At 31.7% G+C, this 20,311-nt stretch carries 13 protein-coding genes, 1 tRNA gene and 1 riboswitch; of the genes, 3 read left to right on the top strand and 11 right to left on the bottom strand.

The window, feature by feature from the left end:
* Nucleotide 1: 1 nt before the first annotated feature.
* Nucleotides 2–1,027 (top strand): SDR family oxidoreductase, encoded by a 1,026-nt coding sequence (locus EHE19_RS09100; protein ID WP_137696240.1) that lies wholly within the window; start codon nucleotides 2–4, stop codon nucleotides 1,025–1,027.
* 233 nt (nucleotides 1,028–1,260) lie between these two features.
* Entirely contained in the window at nucleotides 1,261–1,995 is a 735-nt protein-coding gene (locus tag EHE19_RS09095) for an SDR family NAD(P)-dependent oxidoreductase (RefSeq protein WP_137696241.1), read from the top strand.
* A 368-nt stretch (nucleotides 1,996–2,363) separates the two neighbouring features.
* Here EHE19_RS09095 and EHE19_RS09090 read toward each other — a convergent pair whose 3' ends face one another.
* The 6 genes from EHE19_RS09090 to EHE19_RS09065 form a co-directional block, all read right to left on the bottom strand.
* A complete protein-coding gene (locus EHE19_RS09090) occupies nucleotides 2,364–3,275 on the bottom strand; it encodes a dockerin type I domain-containing protein (RefSeq protein ID WP_244648365.1) in 912 nt (303 codons plus the stop codon).
* A 121-nt stretch (nucleotides 3,276–3,396) separates the two neighbouring features.
* Nucleotides 3,397–4,524 (bottom strand): AraC family transcriptional regulator, encoded by a 1,128-nt coding sequence (locus EHE19_RS09085; protein ID WP_137696242.1) that lies wholly within the window; start codon nucleotides 4,522–4,524, stop codon nucleotides 3,397–3,399.
* Between the two features lie 773 nt (nucleotides 4,525–5,297).
* Nucleotides 5,298–6,773, bottom strand: coding sequence for a carbohydrate-binding protein (locus EHE19_RS09080; protein ID WP_137696243.1), 1,476 nt, complete (start codon nucleotides 6,771–6,773; stop codon nucleotides 5,298–5,300).
* 138 nt (nucleotides 6,774–6,911) lie between these two features.
* The gene (locus EHE19_RS09075) at nucleotides 6,912–8,612 is read right to left on the bottom strand and encodes an extracellular solute-binding protein (RefSeq protein WP_171003490.1); all 1,701 of its coding nucleotides are present in this window, start codon (nucleotides 8,610–8,612) and stop codon (nucleotides 6,912–6,914) included.
* A 181-nt stretch (nucleotides 8,613–8,793) separates the two neighbouring features.
* Complete coding sequence (locus EHE19_RS09070) at nucleotides 8,794–10,503, bottom strand: response regulator transcription factor (RefSeq protein ID WP_137696245.1); 1,710 nt, start codon at nucleotides 10,501–10,503, stop codon at nucleotides 8,794–8,796.
* Nucleotides 10,504–10,567: 64 nt separating this feature from the next.
* Entirely contained in the window at nucleotides 10,568–12,328 is a 1,761-nt protein-coding gene (locus EHE19_RS09065) for a sensor histidine kinase (protein WP_244648364.1), read from the bottom strand.
* A gap of 533 nt (nucleotides 12,329–12,861) precedes the next feature.
* Nucleotides 12,862–12,959: riboswitch (guanidine-I (ykkC/yxkD leader) on the top strand.
* Nucleotides 12,960–13,010: 51 nt separating this feature from the next.
* On the opposite strand from EHE19_RS09065, the gene sugE reads away from it, so the two are divergent.
* Complete coding sequence (gene sugE, locus EHE19_RS09060) at nucleotides 13,011–13,334, top strand: quaternary ammonium compound efflux SMR transporter SugE (protein ID WP_137696246.1); 324 nt, start codon at nucleotides 13,011–13,013, stop codon at nucleotides 13,332–13,334.
* Nucleotides 13,335–13,699: 365 nt separating this feature from the next.
* Here the strand turns inward: sugE and EHE19_RS09055 are convergent, their stop codons facing one another.
* The 5 genes from EHE19_RS09055 to EHE19_RS09035 form a co-directional block, all read right to left on the bottom strand.
* On the bottom strand, nucleotides 13,700–14,272 hold the full coding sequence (locus EHE19_RS09055; protein ID WP_137696247.1) for an HD domain-containing protein: 573 nt from the start codon (nucleotides 14,270–14,272) through the stop codon (nucleotides 13,700–13,702).
* Between the two features lie 84 nt (nucleotides 14,273–14,356).
* On the bottom strand, nucleotides 14,357–15,631 hold the full coding sequence (locus EHE19_RS09050; protein ID WP_137696248.1) for a glycosyltransferase family 4 protein: 1,275 nt from the start codon (nucleotides 15,629–15,631) through the stop codon (nucleotides 14,357–14,359).
* Nucleotides 15,632–15,783: 152 nt separating this feature from the next.
* Nucleotides 15,784–15,859: transfer RNA gene (locus EHE19_RS09045), tRNA-Thr, on the bottom strand.
* A 234-nt stretch (nucleotides 15,860–16,093) separates the two neighbouring features.
* Nucleotides 16,094–17,416 carry a GDSL-type esterase/lipase family protein gene (locus tag EHE19_RS09040; protein WP_171003491.1) on the bottom strand — a complete coding sequence of 441 codons (1,323 nt, stop codon included), beginning with the start codon at nucleotides 17,414–17,416 and terminating at the stop codon, nucleotides 16,094–16,096.
* 591 nt (nucleotides 17,417–18,007) lie between these two features.
* Nucleotides 18,008–19,672 (bottom strand): CehA/McbA family metallohydrolase, encoded by a 1,665-nt coding sequence (locus tag EHE19_RS09035; protein ID WP_137696249.1) that lies wholly within the window; start codon nucleotides 19,670–19,672, stop codon nucleotides 18,008–18,010.
* Nucleotides 19,673–20,311 lie beyond the last annotated feature (639 nt).

Here is a 20,311-nt window from a genome sequence, read left to right as displayed (position 1 = left end):
CATGAAGATACTACTGATTGGTGGTACTGGCACTATTAGTACTGCAATTTCCGAAAAACTAATCGAAGAAAAACATGAACTTTATCTATTAAATAGGGGCAATAATAATATAAATTTACCAAAAGGATTTCACTCAATCTGTGCCGATATTAATGATGAAGCAGCAGTTGCTCAAAAGATTTCAGGAATGAAATTTGACTGTGTAGCAGATTTTATAGCATTTGTACCATCACAGTTGGAAAGGGATTATCGCCTTTTCAACGGAAAAACAAATCAGTTTATTTTTATTAGTTCTGCATCCGCATATCAGAAGCCGCTTTCCAATTTCATTATAAATGAAGGAACACCGCTTGCCAATCCTTACTGGGAATATTCGCGTAACAAAATCGCCTGCGAAGAGTATCTAATGAAAATGTATCGTGAACAAGGATTTCCAGTAACAATTGTACGTCCAAGCCATACTTACTGTGAAAAATCAGTACCCCTCGGAGTTCATGGCAAAAAGGGTAGTTATCAAATTATAAAAAGAATGTTAGATGGTAAACCTGTTATCATTCATGGAGATGGAACTTCACTTTGGACTATGACCCACAGTCGTGATTTTGCTAAAGCCTTTATAGGACTAATAGGCAATATTCATGCAATTGGAGAATCTGTCCAAATTACTTCAGATGAAACACTTAGCTGGAATCAGATTTACAAATCAATTGCTAATGCGCTGGCAGTAGATTTTAAACCTTATTATGTACCATCTGATTTTCTTGCAAAGGCTGGAGATTTCGATTTTGAAGGAAGTTTGATTGGTGACAAGGCCAACAGCGTTGTATTTGATAATAGCAAGCTAAAAAGACTTGTTCCTGAATTTCAGGCAACAATAAGGTTCGATACAGGAGTTAAAGAATGTATTAATTATATTCTGAGTCACAAAGAATGTCAGCAGGAAGATGTTGATTTTGATAAGTGGTGTGACAAAGTAATAAATTCTTTAGAAACAGCACTTAGCCTTGTTAAAGAAAGCGGTTATTAGTATGAGAAAAGGCAGCCAAAGATCTATACAGGTTGATTCTTTGTCATTAAGTATTTTTAACTATTTAATTTATCAAAACTTATTCGCTTAGGTGAGTGTGGAAAGTTTTCATCTCATAACTGTACAAACTAGTGCTGTTTGAGTAGTAAAAGATATGCGTACTTTTACAAAGGAGATTTTTCACAAATAATATCATTATAATTTTATGTCCAAAATGGGCATTGGAGGTAAACATGGTAGATGTAAAAGGAAGATGGGCGCTTATCACAGGAGCATCTAGAGGAATCGGATACCTAACAGCGCTGTTTATGGCATCAAAAGGCTGTAATCTAATTCTTCACGCAAGAAAAAAAGAAATATTAGAACGATTAGCTAAAAAGGTTGAACTATTTGGGGTAAAATGTTATACCATGGAAGCTGAATTATCTAATCCCGATTCGATTAGAGCAATGCTTCAAAAAATTGACGAAACAGGTGTTCAGGTAGATATTGTTCTTAATAATGCAGGTCTTCAAGTAACTTATAGAACAGACTACTTCAAAACACCTTCAGAAGATTATGACTTAAGCTTCCGTGTTAATACAACTGCACCAATGATGATCTGCTATCATTTTATGCCGAAAATGATTGAACGTGGTTTTGGTCGAATTGTGAATACAAGCAGCGGAATTAACGGCGAACCACAGCAGGGACCTTATTCAGCATCAAAAGCAGCACTTGACAAAGTAACAAAAGACTTGGCACTAACTGTTGATGGCACAGATGTAATGATTAATCTTGCCGATCCAGGCTGGTGCCGTACAGATTTGGGAGGGCCAAATGCACCAAATAGCGCTGAAAGCACTATTCCCGGTATATGTGTAGGCGTCTTTTTGGATGATAAAAAAAGTGGTCGTTGGCTCAGTGCACAGGACTATACTGGCTTAACAATAGAGGAGGCTGTTGCGAAAGCCATGAAAATATCCTGAGTTGCAATAAATTCATAAAATAAAAACCTTTTCTCCTATCAAATTAAATTATATGATTCAATTAGATGTAAAAACTTTCTTGTTAATGATTAATGTTTTTGATTCTATAAAATACAAATGATAGGGCTGTAGTATTTAAAGCTTTATCATTAATAAGGTCAATAATTGCCTAACAATGCAATTATTGACCTTTAATATAATTTGTGCTCCTCAACATATTTCTAGCTTCTCCTGTCATCAATTTATAATATAATAATCAGGATAGCCATATTAATAATATATTAATTCTTAACCAAACTCACGTTTCAACATTTTAATTGGGGGAAAATCTTAAAACGCAATAATGTGACTAAAATCAATAAACTATATTAATTGCTGGGAAGCGTAGTTATAGTACCGAGTAAGTATTTCTTCATAACTGCAAAGTCAAGAGCATCTACTGAATTATCAGCATTTAAATCAAAAACTTTTGTATATGTACTCTGTGGATTCATTAAATGTTGCTTTAATGCTGCAAAATCTAATGCATCAACGCTTCCGTCTTTGTTATAATCTCCTAATTTTTCTTCTGGTTGTTGAGGAGTATCATCACCGAAGAAATTAACTCTTTGCATTTCAGCCCATATAGCATCAGCTGTTGCATAACTACCTGCTTGAGTTGGATGAATACCATCAGATAATATGTACTGTCCGTATTTTCCTTCAAAAGTAGGTCTTAAATCAAAGAAATATCCTTTTGGTTTTGTTGAACTAAGTACAGTATTCTGAATCATTGGTCTTAATCTATTTAAGTTAGGATTAAGCAAACCTGCTAAACCTCCCTGAGCATCAGGGTAGAACATATAAAACAATTTAACCGTTCCACTTTTTTCCATTTCTTTTATTAAGGAATTAAAAGCACTGGCAGCTCCGTCAACACTACCCATCATACAGTCGTTTCCGCCACCATCCATGATAACATACTTAACAGTACCTGCATTTACACCATTTTTGTACTGTTGAGGAATAGTAGGTGATGTTCCTCCATTAAGCAATGTTCCACTTACTGAATTGTCACGGAAACGATCATTTGCATCTAAGATTCCTGCTTTTCTAGCATTTTCTTCTAATCTCTTTGTAATATCATGTGATAAAGCGATAAAAGAATCACCAATTACAAGAACCTCGCTTCCTTTGATTTTAGTTGCAGCTGATACTTCAGCAGGTGTTATAATTCCACCAACTAAAGCACATACAATTGCCACTGCTGTAAATTTACATAGCATGTTTCTCAATTTCATTGCATCTCTCCCCTTCGTAATAAATTTTCAAAAAAACTTATTTCTCTATTTATAGTTATATCATAGGTGTTTTTACTTATCTTGACTTTTGGGGTGAGATTATTTGATAAATATAGTTATTTTATTTTGCCAAATTATTAAAATTATAGTTTTGTTTATCTTTCCTATATCTAAGTGGTGACTTACCTACTTCCTTTTTGAAGCTATGAGAAAAATAGTCTGAACTACTATATCCTGATAGGATTGCTACTTCCTCAATTTTCAGGTTGGTTTCCGCCAAATATTTTTTTGCTCTGTCCAGCTTTATACTAGCAACTATTTCACTGAAAGTTTTACCAGTGACTTCACTTAGGCATTTCCCAAGATAGGAGCGCTCATAATGAAATTCCTGAGCCAATTGTTCCAGCGTCAGTGAATCGCAATTATTCTGTATGTACTTATACACTTCAGGAAATATATCATAAAAAGGCTTTTTTTTCTGAGGTGTAACACAAGCAGAGTAGCTTTCAATACCTCTGATTAAATATGTACATAATATTTGGATGTAATTGCAAAAAACATCTTCAGAATATTTATCTCCGCACATAAACTCATGAAATAAATGCTGAAAAATAAATCGCATATCCCTGTCGTTGGATATAGTACATAATAGATAATTTTGATCACAATTATCAAATCTTTCATGTAAAAGAGTTGATAATACACTATTATGCTTTAATAAATCAAAAAAAACTTTCTGAAATATACTTGGATCTATTGATACCATTAATATTACATCATCATCTGTATGATATGCATTGTAATTTCTATTTGGCAAAGTTAAAAATAGATGGTTTTCCTTTAATTCATATTGCTCATTATCTATCGTTAATTTCATACTACCTCTTAAAACATAAGTAATAGCAAATACATTACTAGTATAATATCTTTTTGAACGATAGCTGCTTTCTCTGAAAACCATAGCCGAAAATTGCATTGGCATATGATATGTATTTTTCTTTTTTTCTGGTGGCAGCAAATAGGTAATATTAATTGGTATTTCATCGATTAAACGACAAAATTCATCGATGTCATCGAGGTCCCAGTCCAAAAAATTAGGAGGCGGAAGATATCCCGTAGTTCTTCCACTTTCCTTTAAAACTATAACTGCCTCATACAGGCTAAGTTCTAATTGCTTTTCATCATAATATTGCTTTATTATTTGGTTGACATCTCTGATTTTGACATATTCACAACTATCTTTTTTCATATAAAGTCCCCTTAAATATTTGTATAAGTCAATTACTATAAGTTTAAAACTGCTATTTTTTATTAAGTCTTAATGAAATTGACTTTAATAAAATACTCATAGAAAGTCCCCAAAATTGTCATTATAGCAAATTTAAATTTATATTAGTCCTTTTTATTAATAAATTATTATTAATTATCTTTAACTTGCGTCAATTCAAAGTTGTTAACCCAGCTTAATTAACTAGATAGCTTTTAGCTAACTTAATAGCTGATTGATTTGATATATTTGTTGTGCAGTAACTAAAGCAGCATTACATCAATATATCTGAGTTAAATTATTATCATAGCTTATTCATGATATAAATTGACTTTACCATTTAGGACATGGAAATACTGCTATCCATATCCTAAATGGTAATAATTTGTTTTAAACCCTTAATAGCTTAGAAAAAACTTTAATTGCAATCCCCTGTCAATAATATGCATTCTCGATATTACTTACTTCCTTATTTGATAATAATAAATCGAAATTAATAATTTAAAATTAATATTTGCGCCCAATAAATAATGCAATCTAGCGCAAATCATTTTTTATGCACCCTTATTTAAGCCAAAGCTATAGAAATCATATTCAATTGTCTCCATCAATAAATAGCAAGCCTAAGTGCAATTTTGTCCCTATAAGTAGCACTATCAACACCATCTGAGCAATTCGATTATTATATAAAATCACAGTCTCAGCAAATGAAGTAAGCCTATCACGAGATTTTAAGCACAGCTACTTGTGTATTTTTATAATTTTTGTTGTATTGGAAATTCATTGATTATGCCCAACAAATATTGTTTTACTAGCGCAAAATCAATAGCATCAATTTCTCTACTGCCATCTACATCAGCTAATGCTGTAAATTCATCTTTAATTAGCTCTATTCCTAAAAGGTGCTTCTTTATAAGTGTGAGGTCTATTGCATCTACTGAATGATCACCATTAACATCTCCTGGTCTTCCCTGTGGAATAATTTGTGGTTCAAATCTGAAATTATTTATATTAATTAAGTATCCTTCTCCTCCAGTGAACTTCAGATAAAGATCATGCTTTCCACTTACACCACTAACTTTGCAAGTTGCATCAGTATATATCTGCCAATCACCAGTTCCTTTTACTTCACAGGTTCCTATCAGTGTGCCAGTAAGACTATCTAGTCTAAGTTCAATATTTCCTCCCTCAGTTGCACTGGCAACTCTAGCATAAAATCTTCCAGCACCACTGCCAAAATCAACACTCTTATAAACAGCATAGTCACCATTATGTATGAACCCTATATTCTGTCCGCCTTCAGCACAAGTTTCTGTTTGAATTCCTGACATTTCATCATAATTCTCTGCTTCAATTAAGTCAAAAGCATTCTTAGGAGTCACTGGAATATCAACGTCTTTAAAGATTAACTGTGAGAATTGATATAAACCATCCTTCCAGAAAGTAAAGTCATGATTTCCAGGAGCACTATACCATACATGAGGCACATTATTCTGAGTCATATAATTGTGCACTCCTTGTGCTGTACTGTATAAACCATCCTGTTCACCGCATCCAACCCATATTACTTTCATTTTTGCAGCAGTTTCAGCTGGGTTTGGAATCATTTTGCTAGGTGCATATGTATTAGGTGCTGGAGAAAAACCTCCTGCATAAGCAAAATAGTCCATATATTTCAGACCAAAGTTCAAGGATTGTCCTCCACCCATTGATAATCCAGCAATAGCTCTATTTAAGCGATTAGTAAGCACTGGATACTTTGATTCAATATATGGAATTAAATCATTTAATAAATCGTACTGAAAGTTTTCAAAAGCTGCTTGGTTTTCTGCAGAATAAATATCTCCAACTGCTCTGTCATCTTTCTTAGCACGACCGTTAGGCATTACTACAATCATTGGACTAAGTTTATTTTGTGCGTATAGATTATCTAGAATTACATTTGGACTTCCGCCATTTGGCCATTCAGTATGGTCTCCACCTATACCATGTAGCAAGTACAAAACATTGTACTTTTTGTCGGTTGAATACCCTGGTGGTGTATAAATTGTAGCTTTACGATCTGCACCAGTAGTTTTGGAGTAGTAAGTTATTGTGGTCATATTACCATGAGGAATATTGTTGTTTACTCTGTCAAAACCTGATGGTGGTGCAGCAAAGGAAACACTCATACTCACAGTAAATAATGCCAATAATACCCCTGTGAACACTTTCAAAAACTTCTTCTTCATTATTGTTAGCCCCCTTTTAAAAAAATAAATTATTGTGGAAAAATGTTTAAAAAACGTATTTTTCCATTCTTTCAATTATATTATAAGGAGACTTTTTCCATATTTACACGTACATATTTTTACTTTGTTAACATTTCTTTACCTCTTTATTAAATTTATCTCCTTAGTTATTTCCTTACCACCCATTTTGTACCAATTTTCTACAAATATCTCAAATTGATCTATAGGTGCAGCACCCATAATAATTTTTGTAAATTCTTCTCTTTCATATTCAAGTAATACTTCATTTTTATCAGCCATAGTTTTTGTTGGTAATAATCCAGTGAATCTTTCATACATAAGTGAATTACTCTCTTTATAATTCTTTAATACACTATATACGCCGTTTACACCATAAATTTTTTCCCATCCCCATTGCAATTTGTCACCTTTGGCATATGCCTCAACATTAGACTGTATAATTTTAGATTCAGGTCTGAGTTTAGAAAAATTATTACTTTTACGAGCCTTTTCCAATTCTAAAAAAGCGGTGAGATTTTTATATTGAGGATGAGGTGTTACTGGTGAAAACTTCCATACACCCATATTATTATTTTGAGCAGGCATATAGTATTTTTCAAATTCATTAGTTGTTCCACAGGTCTTTTCCAAAAACATATTTACCAATTTCACCACGGCTTCGGGATGACTATATCCCTTTCTGACTGCAAAGTATAAATTGGTTCTGAATTTCAGCGGTACCATTACCTTTCTTCCATCTGCAGAAACCAAAGAATACGCAGTCCAATCGGCACCATCATTGTTAAAGCTATTAATAAGAGGATATAAGGGATTCCATTGCTCACCAAACTGAATGCCGCACTCCCCTTTTGTAATGGAATGAGCTACATTTTGAATATCCATTACACTGAACTCTTTGTCAATTTGTCCATCCCTATACATTTCAGATAACTTTTCGAGAGCTATTTTAGTTTCAGGCTGTATACTACCATATACTAGCTTTCCTTCCCCATTTTCCAGCCAAAAATTAGGATAAGAATGATAGCCTGCAAAAAAACCTTCCAAGCCCATGCAAGTATTATACAAGTATTTTGTTATTGCAAGTCCGTAGGTATCGTCCTTACCATTACCATCAGGGTCTTTTTTTGTAAAGTCATGAGAAATTTTTATCAGTTCATCCATTGTCTCTGGAGGCTTAAGTCCCAGTTTTTTTAACCAATCTGCACGAATCCATAAAAATTGTGCACTTTCAATTGAATCATCAGCATTTGGTATAGCCATTAGTCTTCCGTCTATCGTAGCTGATTCTAGTATAGAATTTTCAGCCTGAGTGTATATGTTTTTTGTTAGTTCAGATGCATAGTCATTATAATATAAAGTCATATCCTCAATCATTCCAGAGTCAGCAAGCATTTTCAGCTGATTTGCATTAACTGGCATAACATGTGGTAAATTTCCTGATGCAATTGTAACATTTATTTTTTTATTGTAATTTTCTTCATTATATCCGCCATTTGCAGTCCAATCATATTTTATGTTTATGCCTAATTGTTCACTGTATAATCTGAGCCATCGGTTGTCTTCTATTGTTTCTCCAGGTGTGTTGGGCAAAATATTATTTAGTATATCATCATCAACAGCTCTTACAAAAGAAATATCAATTGCTGGGCTGTATTTGCCTAAAGGCTCTTGGTTAACTACACTTAAAGAGACAGCTTCATTAATATCTGCGTCTCTGTTAATAAAACCATCATATCTGTTAAAGATTAACAATAACATAACAAATAATAATACGCTGGCTGCTATAATTATATTTGATTTGAAATTGTTCATCTTCATTGTTTTTCCTCCTAACATTTTTGTAAAAGAATGATTTTCTGCAGCTAAATACTGTATACTTTTTTATGCAGCTAACCTACACACATGGTGTCTATCACAAAAATTGGGTTAAAGAGGTCTGTGTAGAACCTCTGCTTGGCGTAAGGTTCGCATTTTTGTCACTTGTATAATTTTCTTTATGCTAATAGTTCCTTATTTTTTCTGATAAAAGTTTATCCTGATATTCTTGAGGAGAATACCCAGTTACTTTTTTAAAGAATCTTGAAAATGATGCAGCTGATTCATATCCCACCAGCTTTGCAGCTTCATTAATTTTCATATTTGCATTTTCTAGGTATTCCTTGGCCTTTTTTATTCGTGCATTATCTATATATTCAGATAAATTTGTTCCCATAACCTGCTTATACAAGCGTGAAAGATAGGATGGATTTAAAAATACTTTTTCAGCCAATCTCACAAGTGACAATTCTTCATTTAAATGCTCATCAACATATTTCTGTATATATGTAATTGTATTATCTGCCCGTTTTTCCTGCTCTGCGCTCTGGAGTGTAAAAATAACCTTTGATAGCTGATAAATATAGTCGATTTCCTCTTTCCACGTTTTACGGCTATCTAACTTCATTAGACTTGATAAATCCATCATAGAAGTTATTTTTTCATTAAGTCTATAACGGTTAATATAAGACAAAATGCTTAGAGATACTTTATAATATGCTTCAATAGCCACATTGCAGTTTTTACTGTTTATTAATTTTAATGGCTCTAGCAATTGGGAAAGCACTTCAAAATACTTGTCCATCTGTCCCGACTCAAGATACATTTCAATTGTATCTAGCTTCCATTGCCTCACATTTTCAAGGATTTCTATATTGTTATTTCCAATTATATCTGAATTACTTCCTCCAACATCACCTTTTATTTCGTTATCTATTAAAAGCATCTCAATGCCAGTACCAATCTTATAATTAAGTAATTGAGTAAGAGAAATGTACTTTTTAGATACCGTTTCCCAACTGCAGGGCTGTCCACTTAAGGCAAAGCTTATTGAGGCACCAAGAGATTCCATACATGCATTTTGCACAGCTTCAAGGGTTCCTTTCAAAAAGGATACAATTCTCTCATATAAGGCATTTATATTTTCTCCATTTTGCTCATCAGTAAATGAATCTTCCTTGGGCTGTGCAAATATTATAAGTCTATAGTTTTCATCAAGCACACAAGTACTCTTGATTTTAGTGCTTAAATAATTACTTATAATAATTCGTACTGAATACAGATATTGAATCTTGTCCCAATACAAAAAATCAGCAGATATGTTATTTACCTGTCCCAAAAGCAACAGCACAGGTTTGTCGTGGAACATTTTAATATCTAGTTGTTCAAACACCGACTTACTAACGCTTATTGATTTATCCTCATTAATCAAATGGATAAAATAATCTTTTTGAAAAAGTTCTAACGCAATACTTACTTGTTCCTTTGCTCTATTAAGCAAATCTTCTGCTTTTATTTCTGTCCGTATGTCATCAATGGCATTTTCAACTGCTGAGACTACTTTATCTATATCCTCATTTTTTAAAATATAACTAACTCTGTTATGTTGAATTGCTTTATAAACATACTCAAATTCGTCATATCCCGTGAGAAATATAACCCTGCATTGAGGCCAGTTTCTATGTATTTCATCTAGCAACTGCATACCATTAATGCCTGGCATCATTATATCGGTAATAACTATGTCAATTCTTGTTCTTTTGAGCCAATGAATAGCATCTTCCCCTGAATAAGCTTTATAAATATCCAAATCAAGATTTTTCATGTTGCTGAATATTTCATATAAGCCATTAACTATTATTGCCTCATCATCTACAATAAGCAGTCTGTACATAATAAATCCATGCAAATCTTTGGCAGAAAGGACTGACAAAACACATGGACTAAGCCACCTCCCTTTATTGATTTTGATAATAATTGTCCAGTTCATAACCATAGGGGATTTCTATTCTCAATATCACTTTCAATCCACCCAGTTCACTTTTAGAAACCATTACTCCACTATTTTGGCCGTATTCCAATCTTATTCTGCGGTGAATATTAATTATCCCTGTAGTCTCAATATCATTTCCTGTATACAAAAGTGCATTTTGCAGTTCCGCTATATCATAATCTGTCATACCACAGCCATTATCTTCAACAATAATATCCAGCCCATTATCATTTTCCAAAAAATCAATTACTATAATCCTGCTGTTTTCTAATTTATTCAAGCCATGATTAAACGCATTTTCAATAATAGGCTGAAGAATAATCCTAGGAACCTTAAGTTCACTGTATTTTTCAGGATATTCCCCAAATTTAATCTCCAATGCTCGCGAAAACCTCATCAATTGAATTTCAGTATATACCTTAGCATGTTTAACCTCATCACTAAGGGGTATTTTATCTGAGGAATTCCTTGTTATAAATTGAAAATACTCACCAAGCCGTTTGGTGAAAATAGCCAAATTCTCATCCCCAGTTTTAGCCATTGTATTTATTGCAAAAAAACTATTGTACAAAAAATGAGGATTAATCTGTGCCTGTAATTGCTTTAACTCAGCTCTCTGCATCAGAATTCTTTGATTATAAACCTGATCTATTAATGTATTTAAATTTTCCATCATTTTATTAAAGCATTTATAAAGATATCCAAATTCATCATTTTGATCATGTTGAATATTAACTTTTAAATCTCCGTTTTCAACCTTGTGAAATGATTTCACTAATTTTATCAGAGGTTTATGAATTAGTTTATATGTTGATATAGAATAAATCAAAATAATACAACAAACTGCTATTGTAAAAGCCCATGCCCATATATAAAAACTATTAAAAGGCTTTTCAACTACTTCTTCAGGAATACATTTTAAATATATCATATTTAGATATTCTGATTTAACATACAATATATAATAAGACTTATCATCAATATTATATAATTTCATTCCTTTAGTTCCACTTGAAAATATACCATTTATAATTTCTTTTTTTAACAGTAAATCCTCCTCTGCTTGATTAATAATCACAGTACTGTCAGATTTATCTATGAGGACTGAACCAATTTCATCGTACATATTAAACTTGCTTAATGCCTGTATAAAAGCTTGCCTATTAAGTTCTATGCTAATTATATAATCAGGAGAGTTCATTAAATAATTGTTCTGTTGATATGTACTTAAATAAAGACCATCTTTATATTTTATAATTTGTGCTCCTTTTATTCCAGCTGCAGACCTGATATTTTCATACATTTCATAGTCAAAATCATTAATGCCGTTATTAGAAGAAATTGTTTTTTTTACATTTCGTATATATACATTGACATTCTTTATGTAGTTACTGCTATTTTTTATTGTAACCAATCTCCGATGAAGTTGTCTCAAACTTTCATTAATTTCATACTGCCCCATTATTCCGTATCTAGCTGAGAGTTTATTTAGGTTTTCATCATTTAGGCAATCATACTGTAGAATTTTTATTCTATCTATTTCCATTTCAAGGCTTTCAAGATAAAAAGAAACCTGTGCAATATTAGTTTTTGAAATTTCATTTCTTACATTATGCAAACTCCATTTATATATATACATTCCAAGCATATATATAGGAATCATTATAATCAGAAAAGTAATAACTAATCTAAATAATATACTTTCCCAAAATTTAGTGAACTTCAAAATATCACCTCGTTTAAATTAGCATAGCAATAAACAGTTTCTTTTTTCTTATAAGCTTTATTTTCAAAATAACTTTCACTAATACAAACTTCTTTATTAATTTTGTTTCTTCTCCAATTTTCGGATTGTAATCTTATATATATAAAACACTAAATTAGTCACATTGCCCAATTTCTACATAATATATTATATTTCATTATATATTTACACACAAGCCACATATTCATCAAACTATTAAATAGTAGAACAATTATTTAGTTTATGCGGTTATATGCTAATAATTTATTAACCATCAAATTATTAACCATCAAAAAAACACTAGAAAGTATTTTATGGCCATAAAAAACATTATTTCGAATCAGTTCCTACTACACTATGATTAAGTAAATACCACCGACATTGGCAAAAACGCTTGCGTTTTTGAGACTCGAAAATGCACCATGTATGCACCAATTATAGTTTCGAGTTAGTAATTGACTATTATACCAAAAGTAATTATAATGAACTTACATGCAAATCTAATATCAAACTATTAAAATGTTTTCTAGGGTTCCGCAGTAAAGCTGGCCTGTGACCGAGAGAAAACTCGCAGCTTTTAGCTGTGTCACGGAAGGACAAAAGCCTGGGAGGTATCAAGATGATATCTTGCAGGCTTTAATTTTGCTTAAGGAGGAATTTATTTATGGCTTGGGTTTATCTTATAATTGCAGGAGTTTTTGAAGTAGTTTGGGCAATTGGATTAAAATACTCTCATGGCTTTACAAAGCTATATCCATCACTGATTACAATTGGTGGAATGCTTATTAGCTTTTATTTATTATCACTTGCAACAAAATCACTTCCAATTGGTACAGCCTATGCTATCTGGACTGGTATCGGTGCTTTAGGTGCTGTATTGCTGGGAATCATTCTTTTTAATGAGCCTCTGAATTTATCAAGAATTATTTTTCTTTGCCTTATATTAATTGGAATAATTGGACTGAAATTTACCACGTCAGCAAATTGAGTGTTAAGCCATTTAATAAAAATTATCCATTACAGATTATCAACTTAACTTTCAATTAATTATTATAGATATTTACAATTTAGATATTTGTAATTTACGTATTTGCAAAACAGAGTTTAATGAATACTAGGTTCTATATCAATGTTGGAGCAGAAAAGTGAAATAAAAACTTAATTAAAAACTTATTGAAAGGTCAATCACTTTAGCAGGTTCCGGATAATTTTCCAAAATATAAACCATCTACTTACGATATAACTTTTATCAGTAGATGGCTTTTTTTCGTAAAGTGATGAATTAATTCTAGCTACTATTTAATATTTTCGTGTAATTTAGTGTTAAATCACTTTATTTTATTGCTTAATTTCTTATTTAGTTAATTCTTTTATTAGCTTTTTTAATTTTTTATAATTTTTATTATTCTTGCATTTTTTATGTAGCTTTTTAAATAATTTATAATATTTTTTATAAAATGCATTTGGAATATCTATATTTATCTCGGAAAAATAATCTTCTATTAACGATAAACTAGCCTCGCATTTATCTTTAGCATCTTTTTTTCCTTTGTTAAATTTATCTAGCTTATCACATATTCGTAAAACAGCAGCTTCCAACGAATACTCTTCATCGGGTTCAAAATAATCTCCTGTATGTGCTTTTATAATGTTACAGACAGGATCTTCATAACTAAAACCATACTTTGATAATACCGAAGATGCTTCTATATGATGATTATATCTTTTATTACCACATTCATTATATTTTGCAATATCATGTAGCCAAGCTGCTTTATGTAATAGTTGCTCATCTAAACACAATTTTTCCTCAAACTTATTACATAAGTTAACTACTCTTTTAGTATGTTCTATTAATTCATATTCTTTTTCTTGATCTAATTTTAACTTACCAATATAATCATAAAAAATACTTTCAGCAATCATATTTAAGTATTACCTACCCTATTTATTTATAATTTTTCATCATATCATATTACATTTAGATTTATCATAAACTTTATAAAAAGTCTATAAATTAGATGCCATTAAGTTTTCATTTGAGGAAATTGCTTCATTATAAGCAACAACTGTTTTTTTAGCTGCAGTCTCCCACTTAAAGCAGTTTTGAATATAGCGTTGTCCATTTTGCGCAACTTCTTGAAATCTATCCTTATTATCTAATACATATGCAATCTTAGCACCAATTTTTCCAGGCTGATTTCCATCAACATAAAACGCACAAGGCTTATTTTCGTATTCAGCAAATAATTTAGAATATCCATATCCCAAAATAACTAGTTTTCCAAACGACATAGCCTCAGTGACAGTAGTGCCAAAGGGCTCCTTAGTAATTGAAGGAAAAATGCATACATCAGCAATTGCATAATGATATATAAGACTGTTTATATCAATTATTTTATAATATGCATAAATATCTTTTTGCAAACCATAATTATTAATTAATGCTCTAACCTTCGCATTCCTTCCCGACCCCACTAATACAAGTTTAACTTTATGTCCATTGTTAATTAATATTTTAACTGCTCTGATTAGATTAAAAACACCCTTGCCCTCTGTAAGTGAACCTACATATAGAATTACTTTTCTATCATCAGCTATATTAAGTTCTTTTTTTAGTTCTGTCATTTTTTGTTTTGTAGAAGAGCAATTTAAATCTACTTGCTTAAATAAATCAACCTCACATCCATTAGATATTATCATTAGCTTTTCAGGACATATTCCATAACGCAAATTTTCTGCGTACATCTCCTCAGTAAGAACAATAATCTTTGCGGCAAGCTTTTCCATAGCACTTTCAGAAAGTTCTATCAGTTTAAAAGGATCACGTCTCCACCAATCAGGCATTCTTGCAAACTCTTCTCTATGTTTATGAAAAACAACTGGTATTCCAAGTCTGCGGGCGCATAAAAAGCCTGTAATACTATAAATCAAGCTATGTAACACTATCACATCAAATGCTTTATTATGGTGGCGTTTCTTTATAAATCTATAGAATTGAAAATTATTAATAAAAGCATTTATAAATAAAAGAAGACGACTTAATAAAGATGATTCTATCTTTTCTCTATACCTCATTAAAATTTTTTGAATAAAATTCATTGGACGGTAAACTAAAATACCATTTACATCTTGATGCTGCGGCAAATATCCCGTATTAGTTGTAAAAACACTCATGCTAGTATTATCTACCTGATTAATATACTTAATACCCGTCTCGGCATATCTGCCAATCCCACTGCGTATATTTGGTGGAAATTCATTAATTAAAATAGCAATTTCCATCTATGATAATCACCTCTTGTAAGTCTAAACTTTGTTTTTATTTAGCTTCATATTTAGATTCAATCTCTGTTCCTAATTTTGATTAAGTTTTAGTATTAAGTAAATTTTAGGATATTGATTGACTTCAATTTCTTGAATAAAGTCTAATATTATGGAGCTGGTGAGCGGAATCGAACCGCTGACCTGCTGATTACGAATCAGCTGCACTGCCGACTGTGCTACACCAGCATTTAATTATATGACCAAAAAAATACAGTAAATATTTGCTAGGTTTGCCACAAACATATTTTAGCACCATAAAAAACAAAAAACAATAGATAGCACAATTTTACTGGCTTCTAATAACAAATTTAGTTATTACTAAGCCAATATTATAAAAAAAGAGTTCTAAGTTCAGAACATATATTTCATTCTAAATCTTAGAACTCTTTAAATTACATTTTTAATTATATTTACATAATTCTACCATCCCAAATCAGCCTTAAGCTGTTTTGAAAGCTTATCTGCCATTAATTGATGAGTTTTTACTGATGGATGCCAGTCCTCACCCAATCCGTTAGCTTGATCCTGCTGAGGAAATTCAATAAAGTGTACATTCTTATCACCTGAAGAATTCTTATTAGAAACAACCTCTCCAACATATTTCTTCATATTTGACAACTGTTCCCCTGATAACATTGGACCTACTGCACAATATATATGAGCATCAGGATACTGGCTGCGAACTTTATCTACAAGCTTTAAATATTCTGATTTAAACAAAGTTCCATCAAGTGCTACTGTACTGATATCATTAGTTCCAAGATTGATAACAACTACTTGAGGAACCCACTTGGTATAATCCCAAATTTTTGATTTATCATAAGGCAATATTCTTGGATAAATTACAGGCATTGGTTCATCTTTATTTCCGCCATAATTTTGTACTACACCCTTACCAGACCATGATACAGTTATAACATCTGCACCTAAAGTTCTGCCTGTTATAGCTCCATAGGCCATATATGCATTTTCATTTTTTGTAGTAAAGCTTTGGTACTGGCTTGTGCCTTCATTTCCATAACCGCAAGTTATTGAATCACCTATAAATTCTATTCGTTTGGATGATGCAGGAGGTGGTGCTAAAAGACTTCCCCCAGTAACAGTAAAGCCTAAAAATTGCACCTCACCTACATGTGCCTCTGTTCTCTTAACAAGTTCAACGGTGTGCGTTCCGTTTGTTAAGCCTGACGCAAGAGTATATGTAGCTGAAGAACCTGCTGGTGTATTTATTGGTGTTTTTACAACTCCATCTATTATAACATTGAAATAATTATCTCCAGAGGATTTTAATTTTACACTAATTCCTGTTCCTGTAAAATTAGCTTTAATGGTAGATGTTCCCCAAGCAAATTTAGGTCCTGCAGGATCACTGGTGTCAAAGCGTCCAATGTACAGAACACCCGGAGCAGCAGGTACTGAACCTTCAGGAAGTGTATTTATTGTACCTAAAAGAAATTTTTTGAGAACAGCAAAATCTAATACATCTATTTTACTGTCAACATTAAGATCCATATAAGCCATAGGTTCTTGAACCTGATCTAACAAATGCTTCTTTAGCAAAGCAAAATCAATAGCATCAACATTATTGTCTTTATTGTAGTCACCATATAGAACTCCTGAAATTGGTTCTACTGCTATGTCAGCTGCAGTGGCAACAGATGTTACAGATAGCATTGCAGTAAAAAGTATTGCTAATACAACTGCAAAGGCTGTTATTCTTTTTGCCTTTTTATTTCTTATCATTACTAAACATCTCCTTCTAACAAAATTATTAAGTTTTATAAAGCTATAAATCCTGTTTGATTAGCAATATAGTATCTTTAGTATATTATTATTTATCATATGTTTTTATTTTACAGGCATCCCTCCTTTATTCAAACTTTATAATGTAATTGCCATATTTTGATATTATTCATCTTAATTGTATAGTTATGCCAACAAAAACACAAGAACCTACATGAAAATTATTCTTCTTACTACAATTCAGATTACTATTCAATTTTTTACAATACTATAATATACTAGGCTAATTTAGTTGCTGAATAGTAATCTATATATCTATTGATTCCAGAATGTGCAATGCATCTTATTAGACATTGCAGGTGTAAGGCAAATAAAGTTTACCGCTTTAACCTAACTATTGACATAAAAAGTGACATAAAAAGGTCCTATGCTGTACGCACTAAAAAATGACGTAACCTTTTACAAGTTGCGTCATTTTTTATAAACAGTATTTAGCATACAACTCTACTTTCCATATTTAATTTATTTACCTGTTATTTTAAAAAAGAGTTAGTGAGTAATACATATATATGTTAAATGCAATAAAATATTTTATTCAAACCATATAGGTGTTGTATAAGCTCTATGACCTTTTTCATTTTCTTCTATGCAATATGCCCTGAGATAGCAATCCTTATCAATTTGCATTTTAGTGGTAATTGTGCCTTTACCAGCGCCTACAGCTGTTGAATAAACTTGCTGTTCAGATATCCATCCAGCTTTACCTTTCATTATATAAATATTTAAGCCATCTGTAGTGTCTGAATATGATAAATGTAAATCTATAATCCCAGTACCAATAGAAATAGTATCACCCATCCAATACCAGGTAGATTCTCCCGCTTTTCTAACCCAAAATGCCAGACCAGGATAAGTTGTCACATATTGGTGTCCGCTACTTAAGCTATTTTTTATATTAGAATGGGACAGTTTATCAGCATATATAACGGTGTAACATTTTCCAAGGTTGTTTTTGGATTCAGTATCACTGCCTGCAAAAGGAAAAATCTTTTCGCCATGTAATAGTCTTTTATCAACCCATCTAGTGGTTGAACCATTATTCATGTCATTCCAGCCCCCATTGAGAATTTCCATACCTGTTTCTCCATGGGTGTATGCATATGTATTTATATTAAAATTCCAAGGCTCTATCTTACCCTTTCCCCAATTGGCATGATTAATTGTAACTAGTCCGCCATATTTTTTAAGCTGATTAATACCTTGCTGTGAATCAGGTGATGACGCCTTTCTGAAAATATCAGTAGAGCATGGCACGAAGGTTTCATTCATAATTCCATTACAATGACAGGTATCGTAGGATTTGGTATTATTTACTAGTTCTGCACATGAAAGTTCTTCCCCATAAAGAAATGCAAATGAACTGTCCGACAAATCCCTTACAGTACTTTTTTGAGTTTCATATTTTTTTGAATTCAGACAATAGGCATGGTCTGTAAGAGTCAGCCAATCTAATCCAGCTACTATTGCAACATCTTTCAATTCCTGTATAGTGTATATTCCATCTCCAAAATAGTAATCCCATGTATATGTAGAATGTGAATGAGTATCTCCAAAATACCAATTTCCATTACCTATATCAGGTGAAAGGGGAGGCTTTTGAAGAGTTATGTTTTTCTGTAGTTTTACAGCTTTTTCAATACTTACTGTTTTTCTATCTCTAAGACTTTCCCCTTCTACTTTCAATGCCAATTCCATAGTTTCATTTTGAATAATTTCTTCAGCCATCTCATTTGTTAATTTAAATCTTAAGTATTTCGTACCACTTTTGAACTGTTTGTATCTAGATATTAATTTTCTTTGTTCTTCTTCTGACAAATAATCTGTTCTATTTCTAAGAGCCTCAATAGTTCGCAATGAATCACCGCTCGCTTTTAGTTCTTCTCTAAGTTCAGTTCTATAATCCTTCTTATTTATTGTCCATTTTGTGCTTTTTATAATAATCGAACCTTTTGACCTTGTGTTTGTAACAGCTGCAATAACAGTAAAACCTCTAGGGTTGCATATTATGGGCGGAGTAATAAATGATAGAGCTAAATCATCGCAAATCTCATTTAGATTTGTATTAGAGTCAGAATTATGTATATTTCCCATATTAGTTTTTTTATTTAATTTTTCATTTGATGTTGATTTAAATGCTGAATCTGCATTTGATTTGGAGTTACTGGTATTAGACTTGTGATTTTTAGTAAATGCCAAACCAAAAATAAATGAAATAAATGGAATCTTAATATGTACCCCTCCCTTAAAACACTAAATATTTTAATTTTTCAGTTGGCTTTGATTGTATAAAAAGTCAATTACCAATTAACTGGATAAAAACTCATCAATATAAGAACTTATAATCATAAAAAACTCATCATTAAAAAGCTTCAATGCAAAGACCTTTAAACGTAATTGACTTTAGAAAAATTATCTCTGTTATTTAGTAGAATTGGTATTCTGGCAAATAATTTATAGAGTAGTTTTTAACAAATCAACTTTTTCACATTTTCTATTATACAATTGGGAATGTTGAATATTTAATTAAAATTAGTGTTATGCTGGGTTGAATTTTATTCCCTAAAATTCATTATATGCATCAAATACTTTAAAAATTACTGATTTCTCATTCCAGCAAAATCTTTGGAAATAATTATATATACGCATATATTATTAGTTTGTGTTTGGTTAAATCCAATACATGTATTTGTCTATCTCTTCATAAGGAAATAAACATACTGAGAGCCAAATACCTTTATTCCCAGACGGTTCAAGTAAATTAAGCTAACTCATTTATTAATTATATGTCGTTTTATGTCGATAAATAAATGTAATAAAATTTTTCGGCAAGGAGGT

The sequence above is a fragment of the Ruminiclostridium herbifermentans genome (genome assembly GCF_005473905.2).
Lineage (GTDB): Bacteria > Bacillota > Clostridia > Acetivibrionales > DSM-1351 > Ruminiclostridium > Ruminiclostridium herbifermentans.
The sequence above is the reverse complement of the archived record's forward strand: the minus strand, read 5'-3'. Positions and strand labels throughout refer to the sequence as shown.

Bases quoted from the DNA above. Each gene is read 5' to 3' on its own strand.
- EHE19_RS09080 (WP_137696243.1), bottom strand. From the start codon at position 6,773: ATGAAGAAGAAGTTTTTGAAAGTGTTCACAGGGGTATTATTGGCATTA.
- EHE19_RS09050 (WP_137696248.1), bottom strand. From the start codon at position 15,631: ATGGAAATTGCTATTTTAATTAATGAATTTCCACCAAATATACGCAGT.
- EHE19_RS09075 (WP_171003490.1), bottom strand. From the start codon at position 8,612: ATGAAGATGAACAATTTCAAATCAAATATAATTATAGCAGCCAGCGTA.
- EHE19_RS09100 (WP_137696240.1), top strand. From the start codon at position 2: ATGAAGATACTACTGATTGGTGGTACTGGCACTATTAGTACTGCAATT.
- EHE19_RS09095 (WP_137696241.1), top strand. From the start codon at position 1,261: ATGGTAGATGTAAAAGGAAGATGGGCGCTTATCACAGGAGCATCTAGA.
- sugE (WP_137696246.1), top strand. From the start codon at position 13,011: ATGGCTTGGGTTTATCTTATAATTGCAGGAGTTTTTGAAGTAGTTTGG.
- EHE19_RS09090 (WP_244648365.1), bottom strand. From the start codon at position 3,275: ATGAAATTGAGAAACATGCTATGTAAATTTACAGCAGTGGCAATTGTA.
- EHE19_RS09085 (WP_137696242.1), bottom strand. From the start codon at position 4,524: ATGAAAAAAGATAGTTGTGAATATGTCAAAATCAGAGATGTCAACCAA.
- EHE19_RS09040 (WP_171003491.1), bottom strand. From the start codon at position 17,416: ATGATAAGAAATAAAAAGGCAAAAAGAATAACAGCCTTTGCAGTTGTA.
- EHE19_RS09070 (WP_137696245.1), bottom strand. From the start codon at position 10,503: ATGTACAGACTGCTTATTGTAGATGATGAGGCAATAATAGTTAATGGC.
- EHE19_RS09055 (WP_137696247.1), bottom strand. From the start codon at position 14,272: ATGATTGCTGAAAGTATTTTTTATGATTATATTGGTAAGTTAAAATTA.